The organism is Flavobacterium sp. (genome assembly GCF_027482425.1).
In the GTDB taxonomy this organism is placed as follows: Bacteria; Bacteroidota; Bacteroidia; order Flavobacteriales; family Flavobacteriaceae; genus Flavobacterium.
In genome coordinates this window covers 15592-35097 of the sequence record NZ_JAIXWA010000068.1, presented here as the reverse complement: position 1 = coordinate 35097, position 19506 = coordinate 15592, and the positions used below count along the sequence as shown (strand labels likewise).

The 19506-nt window shown below is 42.7% G+C and carries 4 protein-coding genes; all 4 read right to left on the bottom strand.

What is annotated here, in order from left to right; all coding sequences use genetic code 11:
* On the bottom strand, window positions 1-7228 hold a 7228-nt coding region (locus Q0037_RS09800; RefSeq protein ID WP_297517657.1), incomplete at its 3' end, for a fibronectin type III domain-containing protein.
* Between the two features lie 267 nt (window positions 7229-7495).
* Window positions 7496-12859, bottom strand: coding sequence for a GEVED domain-containing protein (locus Q0037_RS09795; RefSeq protein WP_297517656.1), 5364 nt, complete (start codon window positions 12857-12859; stop codon window positions 7496-7498).
* Window positions 12860-13164: 305 nt separating this feature from the next.
* Window positions 13165-13503, bottom strand: a complete 339-nt coding sequence (locus Q0037_RS09790; RefSeq protein WP_297517654.1) for a hypothetical protein — start codon at window positions 13501-13503, stop codon at window positions 13165-13167.
* A gap of 179 nt (window positions 13504-13682) precedes the next feature.
* On the bottom strand, window positions 13683-19496 hold the full coding sequence (locus tag Q0037_RS09785) for a choice-of-anchor J domain-containing protein (protein ID WP_297517651.1): 5814 nt from the start codon (window positions 19494-19496) through the stop codon (window positions 13683-13685).
* Window positions 19497-19506: the final 10 nt, after the last annotated feature.

Here is a 19506-nt window from a genome sequence, read left to right as displayed (position 1 = left end):
GGAAACGGTACCCTTGAGCACCCGATACTAAACTTGAGTAAACAATACCTCCGTAAGCCACTTCAGTTCCACAGGTTGCTGTTGGAATCGTACTCACAATAGGCGTACATCCTCCAGGTAAACCAAGGTTATCAATATTGCCATTACAATCGTTATCCAAACCATCGTAACATACATCAATAGCTCCAGGACGAATTGAAGCGTTCGCATCATTACAGTCAGTGTTGTTGGCAACAAATCCGACAGGAGCACCGGCACATGAAATGCTAGTTACAGCAATGTTACCGAAACCATCATTGTCGGCATCTTGATAATACGTAACATTTGGTAGGACACTAATCGTACGGTTACCAGAAATTGAACAACCGGTTGTAGTGTTAGTTACTGTTACTGTATACGTTCCGGATGCCGCTGTAGTAGCCGAAGTAATCGATGGGTTCTGATCCGTAGAAGTAAATCCATTAGGTCCAGTCCATGAATACGCTAATGCAAATGGAGTAAAGGTAATACTCTGTCCATTGTTCAAACTAGCCGTATTATGAGAATACTGTAAGGCTTCAGTAGCATTATAATTCAAACCAATCGTAGCAGAGGCACCTCTGTCATTTGCTGTATCCGTTCCTGAGAATAATACATCACTGTATACATAGTGAATTTGACCAGTTACTGTATTCAATTGAATTTGGAAAGTAATGGTACCCGTTCCAGTTGCACTGAAACTATCTTGGCCTGTCCACTGTACAATAAATAAATTACCAATAGTTTGCGTACGAATACTTCCTGTACCAGGAGTTAAATCATCCCACCAAGCACATAGTGCGGCAGCGCCTGCATTTCCTAAACCACTACCTGCAGAAGCAGTTCCCCCTTGTGGTAGCGGTGAATTCACCCAGTAAATATCACCCGCTGTTGAACCTAAAACCATCACCCCATTGTTTCCAATACGAGCTGTAGTATACGTTGTTCCATAATAAGTGAAAGCAGGAATTGTTACATTATGTTCTGAATCATCGGCGATTCCAGTTACCGCAGTTCCTGTTGTACTGATGTCGACAAAAGCAACATTACTGTTTGGATTCATTGCATAGCCTAATGCCGTAGAAGTTGCCGTCAAATTCACAGTTGAATTCTCACAAATTGGAGCGGTCGAACCGCCCATTACTGGAGCAGAAGGAAGTGCATTTACTACGATAGTAAATGTTACTGCCGTTCCTGTACAACCGTTTGCTTTTGGTGTAATACTAATGGTAGCCACACCCGCAGTTGTTGCTGTGAAAGATGGAATTTGGGTGACATCTGTTTGGTTAGCCAAACCAATAGAAGCACCACCTGTGATATCATAAACAACACCTAGAGGTGTACCTGACAAGGCAATAGGTGCCGTTGTAGCATTCACACAATAGGTTTGTGTAGCTGGTGCAGTAACCGTTGGCGTTGGGTTAACCGTAACTGTAACTGGGTCACTGATAGCCACATTACCACAAGAAGGAGTAACTACTACGTCATAGGAACCCGATTGAGCGGGTAAAGCACCTGTCACTGAATACGTAGCTGCAGTAGCACCAGAAATGTTATTTCCGTTCAATCGCCACTGATAGGTTAAACCAGGACCCGTAGCAACTACACTCATCGAGAAGTTGCCTCCTTGACATAATGGAGCTGGAGCCACAGGCTGTGTAGTGATGTTTGCATCAGCTACAATATTTACCGTTACTGAAGCAGTACTTGAACATCCTGTTCCCGAAGTTACCGTAACGTTATACGTAGTCGAAACCGTTGGGTTAACCGTTGGGTTTTGCGAAGAAGACGTAAATCCTGGAGGATTTGAAGTCCAAGCGTAAGTGTACGTTGGTAAGTTACTTGGTGTGAAGCGGAACATACGCCCATTATCGGGTAATAATGGTGTAGCAAAGGTACCTACAGCACAAGTTGAAATAGCAGCAGTTCCTACGGTTGGTGTTGACCAAGCGCCTACATTACTTAACGAACGTACATTCACAGAAGCATTACTTGCCCCGCGTAAACCAACTTGAACGGATCCACCAGCAGTTCTTCCAGAAGAAGTGGTGAAAGCACCATAACGCATTTCTACAATATTACTGCCTTCATACAACCACAATTGGAAATTAGCAGTTGCAGGATTTACTGTACCTGAGAAACTACGCACATTCACCCATTCGATTTTCAAAATACGGTTGGGCGCTGTACCGGTTACTTGGGTGTAATACGAAGTAGCAGTAGTGTTATTTCCATTCAAGTCACGGTTAAATACAGAGATAACGTTATTCTCTGATCCGTTCAATGCAGAATAGTTGGTTGTATTGGTTGAAGCACTTCCTAAGCTTACCCAACCATTAGAATTGATTTTATATGATGTAAAATCAGTCCCTCCAAAATTAAATGTGAATGGGATAGTTTGAGCCGCTGAGATCGAGTCATCCATGCTAGACAATGTCACTGCAGTAGTACCGGCTTGTCCAACAATAGTGGAATAGGATGACGTGTTATTGGCAAACACATAACTTCCAATGTTTGCTGGTGTAAACGAAGATACCCCATTGGCAGTAAGATTAACTGCTGCGGAAGGACAAACTCCTAATGCAGAAGCATTCGCTGAAGCAGTAACTGTATTAGAAACAGCTACCGTAACTGTTGTTGAGTTTGTACAACCTAAAGCATCTGTACCTACTACAGTATAGACCGTAGTGGTAGAAGGACTAGCCAATACAGTTGCCCCAGTAGTATCAGATAAACCAGTAGCAGGAGACCACACATACGATACAGCACCATTAGCGGTCAACGATACGGCTGAACCTGGCACACAATACGTAGCACTTGATGGCGAAACCGTAACAGTAGGCTGTTGAATAGTCAAAGCAACAACTGATGAAGTTACTCCCGTACAAGGAGCAGCAACATTCACTAAAACGCGATAGTATGAAGTCCCTACTGTTGAAGAAGCTGTTACAGGAACAGTTAGTGTAGTTGTACCAGTAATCGAATCATAAGTACCACCGCTTGCATTGGCCCATCCTGTTGTTCCATTGGCAGAAACTTGCCATTGTACAGAAGATACTGAACCCGCGGCAACAGTAGTAAATACTGCATTTCCTGTAGTACGACAAACCGTTACATTCGTAGGTTGTGTAGTAATTGAAACTCCAGTGTTAATAGATAAAGTAACGGTATTAGAAGGCACTATATTTCCTCCATTTACCACTACAAAATAAGAGTAGTTATTACGGGTATTGTCAGCATTTTGAATCACTAAAGTATCCGATGTGGCTCCACTGATGTCACCTCCATCTTCTAAAGGAAGTTCTTCAATACCATCATTTTGATACCATTGATACGTCAATCCTGTACCTGTAGCCACAACACTAAATGTAGCTTCGCCTGATTCACAAAGCGTAACATTCGAAGGTTGTGTAGTGATAGCCGTGTCTCCTACATTTAAGATAACCACACTCGAAACTAAAGAAGCACAAGGAGCAGTCCCTGTTACTTGACAATAGTAACGATTATTGTTTAATGTATCTGGAACACCTGTTAACGTTAAAGTAGCAGTGGTAGCACCAGAGTACTCACCACCGTCAACAACAGCTGTATAGTTGAAACCAAGATCGGTAGACTCATACCATTGGTAAGTCAAACCTGAACCGGTAGCTACAACACTAAAAGAGGTATTCGTACCCGTTAAGATAGCCACTCCAGTAGGTTGCGTTGTAATCGCTACAGGAGCATATACATTGATGGGGTAAGAAGCTGTAGTTGAACAACCGTTTACAGTTACTGTATAGGTAATCGTTGCAGCGCCTTCTGCTTGGGCTGTAACATTACCGTCAATAGGATTAACCGTAGCCACTGTTGGGTTGGATGAAGCCCAAACTCCTTGTGCAGTAAGGTTGGTTAAAGCCAATCCAGGAGAAGACAAACAAATAGCGTTCGTTGAACCTACAATAGGATTAACCGTTGGATTCGGTGTAATGGTTAATGAATTAACACTTGAACCTGTTCCATAGGCATTGGTAGCGGCAAACACTCCTGAAGTAGCTCCAGAGGGTACTACAACACTCATAGAAGTATCAGAATTTACAGTGAAAGAAGTTACTGGCGCACCATTAAACGTAACACCTGTCGTTCCCGTAAAGGAATACCCTGTTAAGTTTACAGTTCCACCTTCATTAAAACATACTGCTGAAGGCGTAAATGAGCTAATAACAGGAGCTGTAAAATCAATACGTAAATTGTCAATAGATACGTCATAACTTCCAGCTAACCAACTACAAGTCAAACGGATATTTACATTTTGACCCGCATAAGCCCCTAAGTTAAATTTATAATTACGATATGAAGCTGTTGGCGTATCGTTGATAGTACCGATAGCCGTGTAGCTTACGCCACAATCGGTACTCGCCAATACTTCAATCGAACCCCAACCTGCAGCAGCAGGACCGAAAGGAGTAGCAAAATTAGACACTTTCAAATCAAACGATACAGCCATACCCGTTTGTACTGGGCCAAACTTAGCCGTTGACAATGTAGCGGTTGTATTTGAAGTAGATAGGTTTGTAAATGCATTAGCGCCAGGGTTACCTGTAGCACCGCGATTAACACCAATAGCAAAACCACCGGTAACAGTCCAACCACCCAACGTATTTAAGCTGGTGAATGGCTCATTCAAAGGAAGTGGGTTGGCGTTGTTATTAATTTCAACCGTATTGGAGAAAGAATCTTGAGCCGTGTTTGTACACGTAGATTTCAAACGGTATTGAATAGTAGAACCCGTAAACACAGGAGGTGAATATACTGCTGTAGTAGCACCAGAACCTCCTACAACATTGCCCCAAGAAGCACCACCGTTGGTAGATTGTTCCCATTGATACGTAACGCCAATACCCGTATCTGCACCATTAGCAGTAAATGGTAATACAGGCAAGTTAGGACAAACGCGTTGAACTAAAGGAGTTACGTTAGGTACTAATGGTGTACCTGAACATGGCGTATCAATTTTGATGTTATCAACCGCAAAATAGTAATCTCCTGTTGCCCAAGTGCCTTGAAAACGTATTTTTACATTTTGACCAACATAAGTTGATAAGTTGTACGTTTTGGGTCTCCAATTGATATTAGAATCAATATTGATCGTTTCAAGTGTTGTATAACTAACACCATAATTCGTAGAAATTTGAACTAATACAGAACCCGTTCCCGTTGATGTGGTGGCTCCTGCACCCCAATCGATATTTCTGTAATCAAAAGTCAACACTTGACCCGCTATCACTGGACCTACGTTTACTGTAGAAAAATCTCCTGTAATAGTTGATGACCATAAATTGATGTAAATAGCATTTCCTGGATTTCCACCAGCAGGTGTTCCGATAAAGAAATTAGTTAAGCTATACCCCGTTGGAGCTGTCGTTGCAGCAAAAGGCTCATTGTACGGTGAAGGCACTACCAACTGTGTCGTAAACGAACCGCCTGAAGTCCATGCCGATTGATCAGAAACCGAACAATTAGCCCGTACCCAATAGAAATACTGTGTATTGCTATTTAAACCCGACAAAGCTACTGTAGTACCACTTACATTTCCTGTAGGCGTGGTTAAGGCCGTTGGAGCCGTGTTGGTGGTAGATACAAAATAATCATAACCATTCCCCGGTGTAATGGTCGCTGCTGTCCAGTTTAAATTGGCCGTCGTATTGGTAATACCGTTAGCTGTCAAAGCCGTAGGCTCTGTACACGTAGGGGTTAAAGACAAACTAAAATCATCAAAGGCCATATACCATGGAGCACCACTTGCCTGATTCCCTCGAATTGCAAAATAATACAAGCCTGTGGTTGAAGGCACAAATGATCTAGTTACTTTAATATAAGATTGAATAGAGGCAGTTCCAGAACCCGCTGGGGTATACGTTGGAGTTAATAGAGTTGCGCCAGTTGAAGATGTAGTTGTATTAACATAAACATCATTATTCCAACCTGTAAAACCATCTCCTTGACCAAAGAACGAGAAGTCATATGAAACTCCAGCCGTTAATTGGAAAGGTGGTGTCCACATAAAAGCGTTGGTAGTCGACCATGCATAACGTATGTATCTAGTACCTGTACGAGCCGTGTTGTATGTAATATCAGCTGTTGAACTCCATTGCGTAGACTGACTTATCCAACAATTAGGTAAACTCGTTGATGTACCAACTACCGTTGCCCCAGTGGTTACTGACTCAAAACTTTCATTCCAAGGCAAAGTTGTGATTGGATTACATGGCGTTGTAAAAGAAGATGAATTCCAAGAACTAAAGACTCCACTCCCACAATTAGAGCGAAGGTGGTAAGTATATGCAGTACTTGGAGTCAGTCCAGTTGCACCAAAACTTAAACCAGACGTAGTTCCACTTGTAACCAAACCTGTTGCACCCGAACCAGCAGCACCTGAGGTTCGTACTTCATACTGATAACCACCAGAGGGAACTGGAGAAGCCGCCGACCAATTAAGTGTAGCTGAAGTACTGGTCAAATTGGACACTGCACCTAATGCAGGAGCAGAACATGATGGTGGTGTCCAAGTATATGTCTGACCTGAAGTTGGCTGAACTGTAGCCGACCATGTCATTGTAGATGAATTCGCAGTTCCTGCTGTAGAGGCCGACCACGATGTTGTAGACAATCTATTTGAATAATCAGAAGCTGTTGAAGACCCTCTCAAACCAACTTGTCCAGTGTAGGAAGAAGTTGTTGTTGAAGTTCCGTAAACAATCTGCACAACATTTGTTGTCTCATACAACTTAATTTGTGCATTCATCACATTAGCTAATGCCAAGTAAGATGGAGCAAAATTAGTGTATTGAATAGTCATTACCCTGTTAGGGGCTGAACCACTCAACAGAGTAAAAACACCACCTACTGCTTGACCGTCTCTTGCGAACAATGCAATTGCGTTGGTGTTTCCAGTAGTCGAAATAGGGGCATACTGACTCGTTGGAGCAGCTGTACCTAATCGAATACCACCATTTGAATTTGCAACAAATTGGGTAAAAGCTGTACCATTGAAGGTAAAACTAAAACCAATGTTTGTTGCTGTAGAACTACCATCATCAGTGTTAGCTGCGATGATTTGAGTTCCTGTAATTGGTGTATACGTTCCGCTCGTTTGAGCAAAAGAATACCCAGTTACCTGAGACCATGATGTAAAGCTACATAGTACAAGTACCATAGCAACCAAACTCATAATCCATGAGGATCGTCTTTTACTAGAACCTGACTTGTGAGTCACTGGCTCTGAATAAACAGACGAGTCGGGAAACGAACACGTTCGATATCCCGGAGAACTGTAGTTATCCATCATAATTAAAAAAATTGGGTTAATTAATGCGTTAAATTAAGAAAAGAAATAATATGACGTTAACACCACATTAACAAAACCGATATAAACACAAAAAAATCGACAAAATACACTCTTGTCGATTTTTTTGCTATTAATTTTCTAGATTACTTTCTAAGGATACTGTATTTTTCTTGTTAAAGTATTGCCGAATTCATCGGTTACTTTCACCAAAAGTATTTGTTGTGCAAATAAAGAGTTGCTAAACGCTGCTTCCATACCTGTTGCGCTTTGAGTTCCTAATAAAGCACCACGAATATCAAAGATAGCGACAGTCTTCAAGGCATTGAGTGATGATTTCACACGAATGGTTCCGCCATCAACGTACACCAACACCGACTGATCAAAATCAAGTGAAGGGGTGTTTAAAGCACCGTTGGTAAACAGCAGTTCAAAGCGATCGTTGAACTCTCCTTGTGCCGAGGTAAAACTATAATCACTCGATTTCAAATCATGGACAACTTGCAACACCTTATCTTTTAAATAAATATCTTGGGCGTCAAACAATCCATCAAAATTATGTAAGCCAATGGTCAAATTCCCTGTGGCGGTAGCTTTATACCCTAAAGGAATCACATCTGAAATTTCAAAAGGCAAAGCACGCCCTTGTATCGTTAACGGATGAGACCCTACTAAGGAGTAAATACTTACTGGCGTACCTGATGCAAATAAATCCCCATCATACCCTGAATCAATACCGTCGGTTGCTCCTGGCGCATATCCCACTAAGGTTTGCTTGTAACCCGCTGCCCCATCATAAATAGACAACCAAATACGACTCTTCTCCTCCGCTGAACGGAAGAATTGATTGTTGTTCCCTGCTATACGCATGCTGTTATTAAACAATGCCGTTCCAACAGATAATCCTTTAATAAAGAAACTCTGACCTGAGGCAATATTTCCATTGGGTACATTGGAATTCGAACCTGGAGCCGCAGCTGTACCTACCCCACCCATGTAATTGTACACTGCATAGTCACTGTTGGTATAGTTGTTATTGGTCATCGGGGTATTGTGTGTCCAGATATAAATAGTCTTATCTACCACATTGGTTCCTGTATTTCCATTCAAATCCATAAACAAATCAATATCAACCGCACTTGGATATGGATTTCCAATCAAGTTTACATCAGAAACTCCTAGTACAATTGGCACCGAAATCGGACCGTTGTTAGGGACCCCAAAGAAAGCCGCATTAAATATAGAAGGCGTTACCACATCGAAGTTATTGGGAGCACGGATAATATAACCTTTACCGGCATCCATCAACGAATTTCCTGCCACGTTGACCCAATTACCTATCACAGGATTAAAGGTAAAATACTTATCCGACAAAGTCAATGGCGACAAACCAACTAAGGTTTGAGGCGCTACAGGAGAAGACCAATACGTATAGTCAAATTTACGCATCGGTGTCGTGTTACGTTTGTAGGTTATATTCCCTGAATTTACAGCATTGGTATTTTGGAATAAGCTTGAAGTGTTTTCAAAGGTTAAACTACCCCCTACAACATTTACCTCATTTTGTACCGTTAAGATATGTCCAGGGTTAATCACCACGTTACCACTTTGTACCGTAACCGAACAGGCCGAAAAGTTAGCCGTTGAGGTAAAATTCCCCGTAAAAACAGCAGCTTTTGTTAGCGATGGCGTACCATTACTCCAAGCCAAACCATTCCAAGTCGTAGCATCAAAAGTTACTGTGACCACCGAAGAATATCCCGTACAAACTCCTGAAGTTACCACAGCACGGTAGTAACGAGTTGCGGACAAGGCACCCATTTGCGCCGAAGTCAACGTGGCTGACGCACTGGCGGGAATATTTACTGGAGTCGTAAAGGCGATATCGCTGGCATACTGCCAACCCGTAATAGTACCGACATGGCCCGTCAAGGTTAAATTAGCCGGAGCCCCATTACAAATGGTTTGATTGGGTCCTGCCGTACCCGCAGTTACGGTAGTCACATTGATAGTCACATTGGTTGACGTCGAACATACAGGGGCCAAGGTACTCGCACTAGCGGTATAGGTTGTATTCGAAGTTGGTAAAGCATACACCGTGGCGGCACCCGTTCCTGCTACGTATGGTGTTGTTGCAGCAGCATCGGTAAACAATCCCGCAGCTGGCGTCCAAGTAACCGAAGAGTTTGCAGTACCCGATACTAAAACGTTATCTATTGCCCAGAACCAGTCCCAACTAGCGTCATAACGGAAACGTATGTACAAAGTAGGCTGGTTAATGTAAGCATCCAAGTTGATAAGAACATTGTTGAATGCCGTCAACCCTCCTTGATTTGAACTGTAGACACTTAAATCAGTCCATGTTACCCCATCGATAGAAGCTTGTACACGACCTGAATCGCCCGAGAAGAAACGGTAACAATGCCAAAAGCTTAACCCTAAAGTAGTATATCCTACGGTATTAATGGCTGGTGAGGTTAGGGTAGTTGAAATCGCAGTACCATTACCAGCTTCATCACTATCGGCTAAATAAAATTGGGTATTGTCATTACTACCAATAGCTCCCAATGGACCGGCAAAATTGTTAGGTCGTAACGTCCAGTTAGCAATAGGAGCACCAGAACCCGTTCCAACCACTGTCCATGGGTTGGTGGCGCCATTAAACCCTTCATTCAAAATCGGGAAACCTGACACCAATCCTCCCGAAGTATTGATTGGCAGTGCTGGTCCTGTCGAACACACATTAGTTCCAGAAGGCGTAGTGATGGTAATCGGTGTAGGGCGCGTATTCGCATTGTAACGGAATGTCACACTGCGCGTACTGAAAGGAGGAAATGTTTGAACCCCTGTTAAAGTATAGGTTATGGAGGTATTGCTACAAATAGTATATCCTGTAGCAGCCGTACCCGTAACTCCCAATGGAGGGCTCCAAGTATACGTATTAAAATTCCCTAAAGCAGTAGTAATTGAAATCAATGGTGAACAATCCCCTGCACATTGAGTAGTACTGTTGATATTTATTGTTAATGGCGGTGGAGCAACTACCACATTCAAAGTGTAATCTTCAAAAGCTTGGTAGTTTCCGTTACGACAAGGATCGGTAAAAGGACCAAAGTCGATTCCACCGATACGCATACGCACTGGCCCTAATGGTTGTGCTAAAGGGACGGTAAATGTGGCATTCAGCGTAGTCGGTATCGCATTGGTCGATACCCCTTGGAATACTAATTCACCGGCATCGGCAAAATCACCATCATTATTCCAGTCCACCCAAATATTGGTATCGTAAGTAAAACCCGTGGAAAGTGTAATACTACAGTTCATCACTTCGCCTCGGGGCGCGTCAGTTACTAAACTTGAATAGTTTCCATAATTATTGGTCTCAATACCCGTCGTATTATTAATAGAACCAATAGTTACGTTTGTAATTCCATTTGGATCTTGAGGGAATGTCGCTCCCGAAGGAATACAATATGCTGGTGGAGGTGTTAATGTAGTAAAGAACGGATTACCCGCATTGTTCAACGCTACCCATTCCCCAAAATCACCACCACCACAATTGGTGCGTACCCAAACATAATAGGTTGTACTTCCGGCAAGTCCTGTTAGTGTTGTTACGTTTACACCCGGCCCTGTAGCCCCCGTTGGCGATTGACCATAAGCCGGAGCTGTGGGTGACGTAGACACATAGTATACATAGCCGTTGGAGGGTGCGGGTGTTGGGGCTGTCCAACTCAATAAAGCGGTTGTGGCAGTAATGTTGGCAACAGAAACGTTCGTGGGACGTAAACATACCGACAAATCTACTGAAATATCATCCACCGCCAATTGCCCATTATTGGGATTGGAATAACAATTGAATCCAAAATAGTATACACCACTTGTAGCGGGCACGAAGTTGACAATCGAAATCGAAGGACCTCCTTTAATATCAGGCTTGTCATCGATTTGTGTCGTCATATTGGCCGCAAAAGGCAAAGTTCCATACGAAACGCGCATACGGTTCAACGCTGTGGGAGGATTATCGGTTCCGCTGTATAAATATTGCAAACGATAGGAAGTTCCTGCCGTTAAGTTGACCCCTTTGGTAAAGAACCATGTATTGGCTGGATTTGCATTTCCAGGATTGGACCCATTATACATCAAGAAGTTCCCTTGGAAATCCATATAAATATTGGTATAACGCGCTTCATCGGAAGTTACCCATGGGTTACCTAAACCCGCATTTTGATTGCGTGTACAAAATGGCATCCCGCCATGGAAAGGGGCGATACCTGGAATAGATACTAAATCATTATCGGGCACCCCAGAGGCAATCCCCGCTCCGTCAAAACCAATGTAATAGGGAACATTGACCGCACAATAGGTTTGAAACGAACCCAAGGTGGTCCAAGCACTGCTATCCGAACCACTACACACCGAACGTAGAGCAAAATAATAGGTTTGCCCCGAAGCCAACACTAAAGGACCGCTGGTTAAAGAAGTCGTCGAACCCGTAACCGAAGGCGTCATCGAAGTGCCTACGTAATATTCATACCCCAAGAACGGAGTAGGCGAGGCAGCCCCCCAGTTTAAGGTAGCAGTGTTGTGGGTGATATTGGTAATGGTAGGCGATCCGGGCTGCGGACAGGTAACCGGTGTCCAACGGAACAAACGGTTAGAGGCCGTTTGAATGGTAGCAGTCAAGGTTGCACTGTTCCCCGAAGTAAAGACATTTAATGCATTATTTGTTGTTGTTTGCGCCATACTCGTACTCGGCCATGGCGCCGTATGGCTTTGGTAGACCAACATATTGAAATCAGCAGTACTACCCCCACGTAAACCAATTTGACCTGTCATTTGTGACGCTAATCCTTGAGAACCGAATGTAGTGGGCTGGTAATACATTTCAATCACCCCTGTCGTTTCATACAACCAGAGTTGATAAACCATATTAGTTTCTGGAGTTGGTGCGTTTACAAATGAATTAGCTCCGTTTGAGCGACGGTTAACCCACATCACTTTAAAAATACGATTGGGTGCCGTTCCTGAAACCCCATAAAACAAATTTAAACCCGCAGTGGTCCCAATAAAGTCCATATCGCGCCCATATATTGCAATAGCCCCACCACTGTAATTGGTAGCCGCAGATGAAATCGGAAAATACTCAGAGGCTGGCGTCCCTGTTGCCGTGCCAAAGTATACGTGCCCGTTGGAAGAAACATTGACCGACGAATGATTCGTTCCGTTATAATTAAACTGAAACCCCGCTCCATTGGTTAAAGTACCAAAATTAATGGGCACAATGGCATCGTCCACATTTAAGCCAACACCATAATGGGCTACACCATTATTGTTGGTATTAAATGTTGCTCCCGAAGTAAAGTATCCGGCCGTACCTGAAGTTGGCGCTGCCAACTGTTGCACGGTATAGGCGGCAACTTGCGCTTGAGTAGGTAAAGTAACACCAATCCACAAGCCCACCACAAGGAGGATTTTGGTGAAATACGAAACAGAAAAAGGTATTTTTTGTGCCATAGCGATTTGTTTTCGGTAAACGTTGTAATAGGCGCTAAATTTACATTAATTTTTTGTAAATATCGTAATCCAAAACCCATAGAAAAGTTAAATCGATAAAGTGAATATTTTTGACGATAAAATACATGGTCAAATCGATTATTTCACACAGGAATTTGTAAATATTCGCCCTCCAAAAAAACACACAACCCTCTGTATACCAGCTACAAACGACCATTTTAAACTAAACAGCCCACTTACTTATCAACAAAAAAGCCTGCTCGGTAGAACAGACTTTTAAGAACTTAACCAAATTATATATTAAACTAAACTATAGCGGTTTCTTGAGCAGCAATACGCTTAACAAACGTGCGGTACAACACTTTATTAGGTTGCGATCCCGAAGTGATGATTTGACGCTTCGAAGTAGACGCTCCTTTTGTAGTAGCTTGCTCCTCTTTGTTTAAGGCATTTTGTTTGGTAGACATAAACCAGTTTACTAAATCGGTTTCTGATTCATATGCCACTTCAACAGCGGGAACGGGCGTTACTTCTTTTTGACCAGGCACTTCTTGACCAAACATTCCGAAAGCAGAAAATAAAAACAACGCCAAGAATACGAGGGTACGTTTTGAAGTTGTTGGTGAAGTAGTGGTTGTCTTCATGTTTGTGATTTCGTATATTTTATAAGCCAAAACTACAATCTAACCCAAGGGTACTGAAATATATTCGATAAAATACATCAAAAGTCGTTTAAGACGATGCAGTGACAAGTTCGTCCTTTTTTTATGCATTTCATAGACCAAAATAAAGCGTCTACCGAGGTAAACACTTTATTTTGAAGTTATTTCATATATTTCCTTATCACTTTTCGACCGTCGGTAGTCGTAATTTCAAAGAGTAGAACTTGTTGTGGTATGGCAAACTGGAACGTTAATGAGGTGGCGGCCTCCCCTACTCGCGTTTCTAATAAAGCGCCGCGAACATCGTATACTTTTACAAGCGCAATCGGTTCATTTTGCGAAGCTACCGTAATAGTCTCGGAGGCATTGTGATATAATACAATCGAACTTCCCGAATCAAAATCGCTCGTATTCAATGCACTTGTTTGATACACAATCACAAAACGATCGTCAAAAGTACCCGCCACCGAACGGAATTGATAAGGTCCTTGTTTTAAATCATGGATTACTTCCAAATACTTATCGCGCAAGAAAATATCCTGACCGGTAAACAACCCATCAAAAGCCGATAAACGAATCGTATAATCATCGGATGTGGCTGCTGTAAATCCTAAAGGAACTTGATCGGCATCCTCAAAGGGCATCGGGCGTCCTTGGATTGATAGTTTGGTATTTCCAGGTAAAACGGAATACAAGGCTACGGGCAACCCTACATTAAGGAAATCGCTATCAAAGCCACGGTCAATACCCAATGTTGCTTGGGGCGAATAGCCCACAAGGGTTTGTTTGTAGGCGCCTGTTGTATTGGTCACTTCCAACCAATAGCGATGAGCTGCAATGGTGTTGGTTACAGGAGCCTGTGCCATTCGGAAAAACTGATTGTTATCGCCCACTAGACGCATGGAATTATTAAAGAGTACATTACCTGAACTTAATGCTCTCATAAAAAAGGCTTGCCCAGCAGCAATTTTACCATTCGGAATCGAAGTATTTACCCCGGGATTCACCGCAGCATTTGTCCCCGTTCCTCCTAAATAATTGTAAACAGCATAATCATTATTGGTATACCCATTGTTGGCCATGGGCGTATTATGGGTCCAAAAATATAACGTACCATCCATGACCCCCAGATTAGAAGGATGTGATAGTAAAGCATCGGCACTAATAGCGCTTGGATACGGATTCCCTATTAGGTTATAATTGGTTGTTGAATTCAGTACTGGAACGGCAAATACACCATTGTTAGGAACACCAACAAAATTACTATTGAACACTGTGGGCACCGTTGCCGAAAAATTATTGGGAGCACGAATGATGTAACCTACCCCTGGCGTCATAAGGGAAGTGTTGGCCACATTGACCCAATTCACCAAGGAAGGATTATAGATAAAAAACTTATCGGATAATGTTTGCGGACTGAAAACATTCAACACTTGAGCGTCTACGGGGGACGACCAATAGGTGTAATCAAATTTACGCATGGGCGTAGTAGTTCGTCGGTAACTAATATTTCCGCCATTGATAGCCGTATCTGAAAGCTGTACCAAACTTGCTGTATCCATAAAGGTCAAGGATCCACCAGCTACCACTACATTATTGGTGACCACTAAAGAATGTCCAGCATTAAATACAATAGTTCCAGAATTAATGCGTACCGAACACGCAGTTATATTGCCTGTTGACGTAAAATTACCTGCAAAAATAGCACGAACATTCGCGTTGGGCACCCCATTGCTCCATGCGGTTCCGTTCCATGTTGTCACAGGTAAAGCTACTGAGACAATATTGGAGAAGGAAGCATTACACGGACTACTTTGCACCACAACTCGATAGTACTTTATGGGATTAATCACCCCCATTTGCGCGGGTGTTAAAATATTTGTGGTGTTAGAGATAGTGGCAATATTGACGGTAAAAGCAGGATCATCGGCCGACTCCCAACGAATAATATTTCCTATATTCCCAGTTAAAACTAAATTATCGGGCATGGCTGAAGAACATACCAGCTGACTACTTCCTAATACCCCTGGATTGGTTGTGGGTGAAACCGTAAGTGTACTCGTTCCTACACGAATACATCCATTGGATCCTGTGAGAGTAGCACTGTAGGTGATCGTCGTAAGGGGTTTTGCATAGACGACACTGGCAGGTGTTCCAGAAATATAGGGAATAGTTGCTGCTGCATCGGAAAATAGAAACGTGGTCGGCTCCCAAGTAAGTGCTGCCGCTAAGCTACCGTTAATTGAAACGGAATCCAAAGCCCAACAATACCCCCAGCTTGATTCATAATTAAAACGCACTCTTAAATTACTCATTCCCAGGTAAGCCCCTAAAGATAAGTTGACATTACTAAAAGCTGTGGGAGTTCCTTGAGAAGCCAAAAATGACTGAATGGTCGTCCAAGTAGTACCTCCATCAGTGGATACTTGTACCCAAAAAAGGTCACCCGAAATAAATCGAATGTAATGTGAAAATTGGAGTTGTGCCGTGGTATATCCTGCCAAGCTGAATACAGGGGATGTTAGCGTGGTACGCGTTACTGAACCCGCTTCAGTGCTTTGGGAATCAGAGTTGGCCAAATAAAATTGTGTTCCTGTCGGAGAAGCAAAAATCACATTCCAACCAAAGGCATTAATATAGTTATATCCACTTGGACGTAACGTAAACTGAGAATTAGAGGGTATTCCTCCTGTTGAAGTGTTGGCTACAGTCCAGTTATTAACTGGCGCATCAAAATTTTCAGTAAGCACAATAGACGGTGTTGCTAAACTGGTACTACCAAAAAGCGGAACAATACTGTTTTCACAAACCGAAGGGTTGATAGGTAAAATAGCAACCGTGGGCGGCGACGCTTTAACATTGATGGTTATCGTCGTTAAATTTCCACACAAACTACCGCCTGTTTGATTGGCTACCAAAGTATAGGTGGTGGTCACAATTGGATTAAATGTAAACCCTGTGGCTACCGAACCCGATACTCCCGAGTTGGGAGTCCACGTAAACGAATTATAGGATCCTGCCCCATTTATAGTAACTACTGTAGTGGTTTCACCTTCACAAATGGTAAGCGAAGTTTGACTTAAAGTTAATGTTGGCGGCGCGGTTATAGATAAAGTAACGGGAACCCGTGTTGACAAACATTGGGTAGTGAATCGCCAATTGTAGGCACCTAGGTAAAAATTTGGGTCCACACTATTCCCTTCTAAAGTAGCTACCGAACTGGTATACGGATAAGCCGAATTGGTGGTATTCATCCGTAATCCTGAAGCGGGAAGCGTTTCAAAAAATAAATTATACATACCCGGATCTAAAGCTACATTAATTGGAATAGCTTGTAAGGTATTTCCACCCGAAACTACAGTAGTATAATTAATGGTTGCTAAAGGAATGTTTGTACTAGTGCGTAAAATGAATCGACCCGTTTGACCCGAAACCATCGGAAAAATATCAACGGATTGCAAAGTTGTCACCGAGCTTATCGAAAAATCGATTTGCCCAACATACGTCTGTACATTGCGTATTCCTAATTGTGCCGTCGGAGATGAAGGACCTAATTTAGCAATAGCCCCTAGGGAACGAGCTTCCGCATAATAAGTTATATTCGTAGCGGTATTCGGGGTTGTTATAGTATTACCTGTGCCGATAATTGCTCCATTGATTGGAGTATCATACCAACGAATGGTCGACCCTGCCGATGGCGTTGCTGTTAACGTCCCAATCCCAAATCCACAACGAGTTACAGGAATAGTAGACGTAACCGAAGGTGTTGAGCATTCGGTGTTAAAAGTTTCTTCAGCCGTCCAAACACTTTTATCGTTGGGCCCACAATTCCCGCGCACCCAAATCCAGTAAAAGGTACTCGGAATTAATCCTGTTAAACTTAAGGATGTAACACCAGGACCTACAGAACCAGTAGGGGTTGTTGCAGCAGTCGGCGGTGTAGCTGACGTTGACAAAAAGTACTCATAACCATTAGAAGGGGGTATTGACGAGGCAGTCCAACCAATGGAAGCCGTGGTAGCAGTCAACGTACTCACTGCTAAATTAGTAGGGTCAATACAGGAAGGAGATAAGGTGACACTGATATCGTCTAAAGCCAAATAGGATTGATTCGCAATACTCGAACCACGGAATCCTAAATAATATACCCCTGAAGAAGCCGGAACAAAATCGATGGTAACCGTTTCAAAAAAACTATTATTAATCCCAGTAAGGTTAATCAAGTTATTTGTCATCCCTGCAACGGTTTGAGAAGTTCCATAAAAAACAGTTAAGTTCTCAGTGGTTGCAGCCACGGCTCCTGTATTGTAGCGAAAAATTAGACGATAGGAAATCCCTCCAGTTAGATTCAAACCAGGCCCCATCAACCAGTCGTTCATATCCACTGTCGTATTGCGATTGAGGATTACCGATCGGGGAGCTGAAGAAAAAGTAGTAGCTTGTACATTCCACACTTGTGCATCACTGTTATTGTTCAAGGCAACAAAACAGTTGGGAAGGGCTCCAATAGCAGTGGTATCAAAATTTTGTAGATAAGGAATGGTGAAAAATCCACAAGTAGTAGTCAACGTAATTGTACCACTATTTAAAATACACCCTGGTCCGTTGGCTCGAACCCGATAAAAATAGGTGGTAAAAGGCAATAAGCCCGTAACATTCAAACTGGTAGTCCCCGCGGGTACAGAAAAGTTATTATAAGCTGGTAAAATGGCGGTAAAGGTATTGTTGGTAGAGACGTCAACCGAATAACTCGTAGCTCCAGCTACTGCATTCCAATTGGCTACAAAATCATTTCCTCCCACAGCGGTAGCTGCTGTAGCAACCGCAGTAGTAAAACAGGTTGTCGCACTAGCATACAAAGGCGATGATAAATTATAAAATGGTGCGCCCAAACATTTTTCATTAAACGGAATGACCCAATAATGATAAGTAGTTCCAGGCGCTAATCCCGTTTGATTAAAGGTAGTTAGGTTGGAATTGGCAATCACCGTAAAACCACTCACTGTAGTCCCAACTGGGTAAAAAACTCGGTTCACAAATTGCGCCGAAGTTGGAGGTGTAGCTGATAAACTACGTACAATTAAATAACGAGAAGGCGCTGGCGTTGGGGCCGTAAAACTATTGCCAACAAAAGAGGTGCTTGTTATGGAAGTGCCCCCTAAAATTAAACCCGTTGGTAGAGCCGATGGAATGGCGCATGGAGGGTTCTGAGTAAATAAAAACTGCAAGCCAAAATTAGGATAGGCCGAAGGGTTAGTAAACAGCGTAGAACTGTTGGCAAATCCCTGCGTAGTGGCTCCCGCATTTCCCCATAGTTGAGAACTTCCTTGTACGCGGTTAAACACATTCCCTTGCGTAATATTATTGTCAAAACCACGCAACCCTACTTGAACATTGTACGAAGTGGTGGTTAAGGATGTATCACAATTCCCATAGGAAAATGTAATGGTATTTGAGGTTTCAGACAAACGCACTTGGAAATCAAAATCACCCGGAAGGGTAATTGTACCACTTTTTCGGTTGGCATTCGTCCATTGTACCACAAAAGTACGATTGGGTGCAGTTCCTTCAATGCCGAACTCAATCGGCGAACCGTTGGCTATCCAGTCCCCTCCCATAGGAGCAATCGCACCACCCGTATTGCCTGGATTGTAAACTGCTGCGTTACTCAAAGGAATGAAATTTGTTCCTATTGGCGCCGTTGCTCCCATCGTAATAAAACCATTGGGACTGATAAAACACTGGGTAAAATCAGTACCATCGTAGTTAAAGGTAAAACCAATGGGAACTTGAATTGGCGTATTATTATCCCAAGGAGCAGCAAAAACCGTTGTTCCGCCAGTTATCGAAGTGTACGCCGTTATATTTTGCGCAAAGTTATAAGAGTTCACTTGGGCATTTACGGGTGTCGTACTTCCCAAAAAAACTCCTAAAACTAATATAGTTATGATTGAAAACCGAAAATATTTATACATAGCTTTTTAA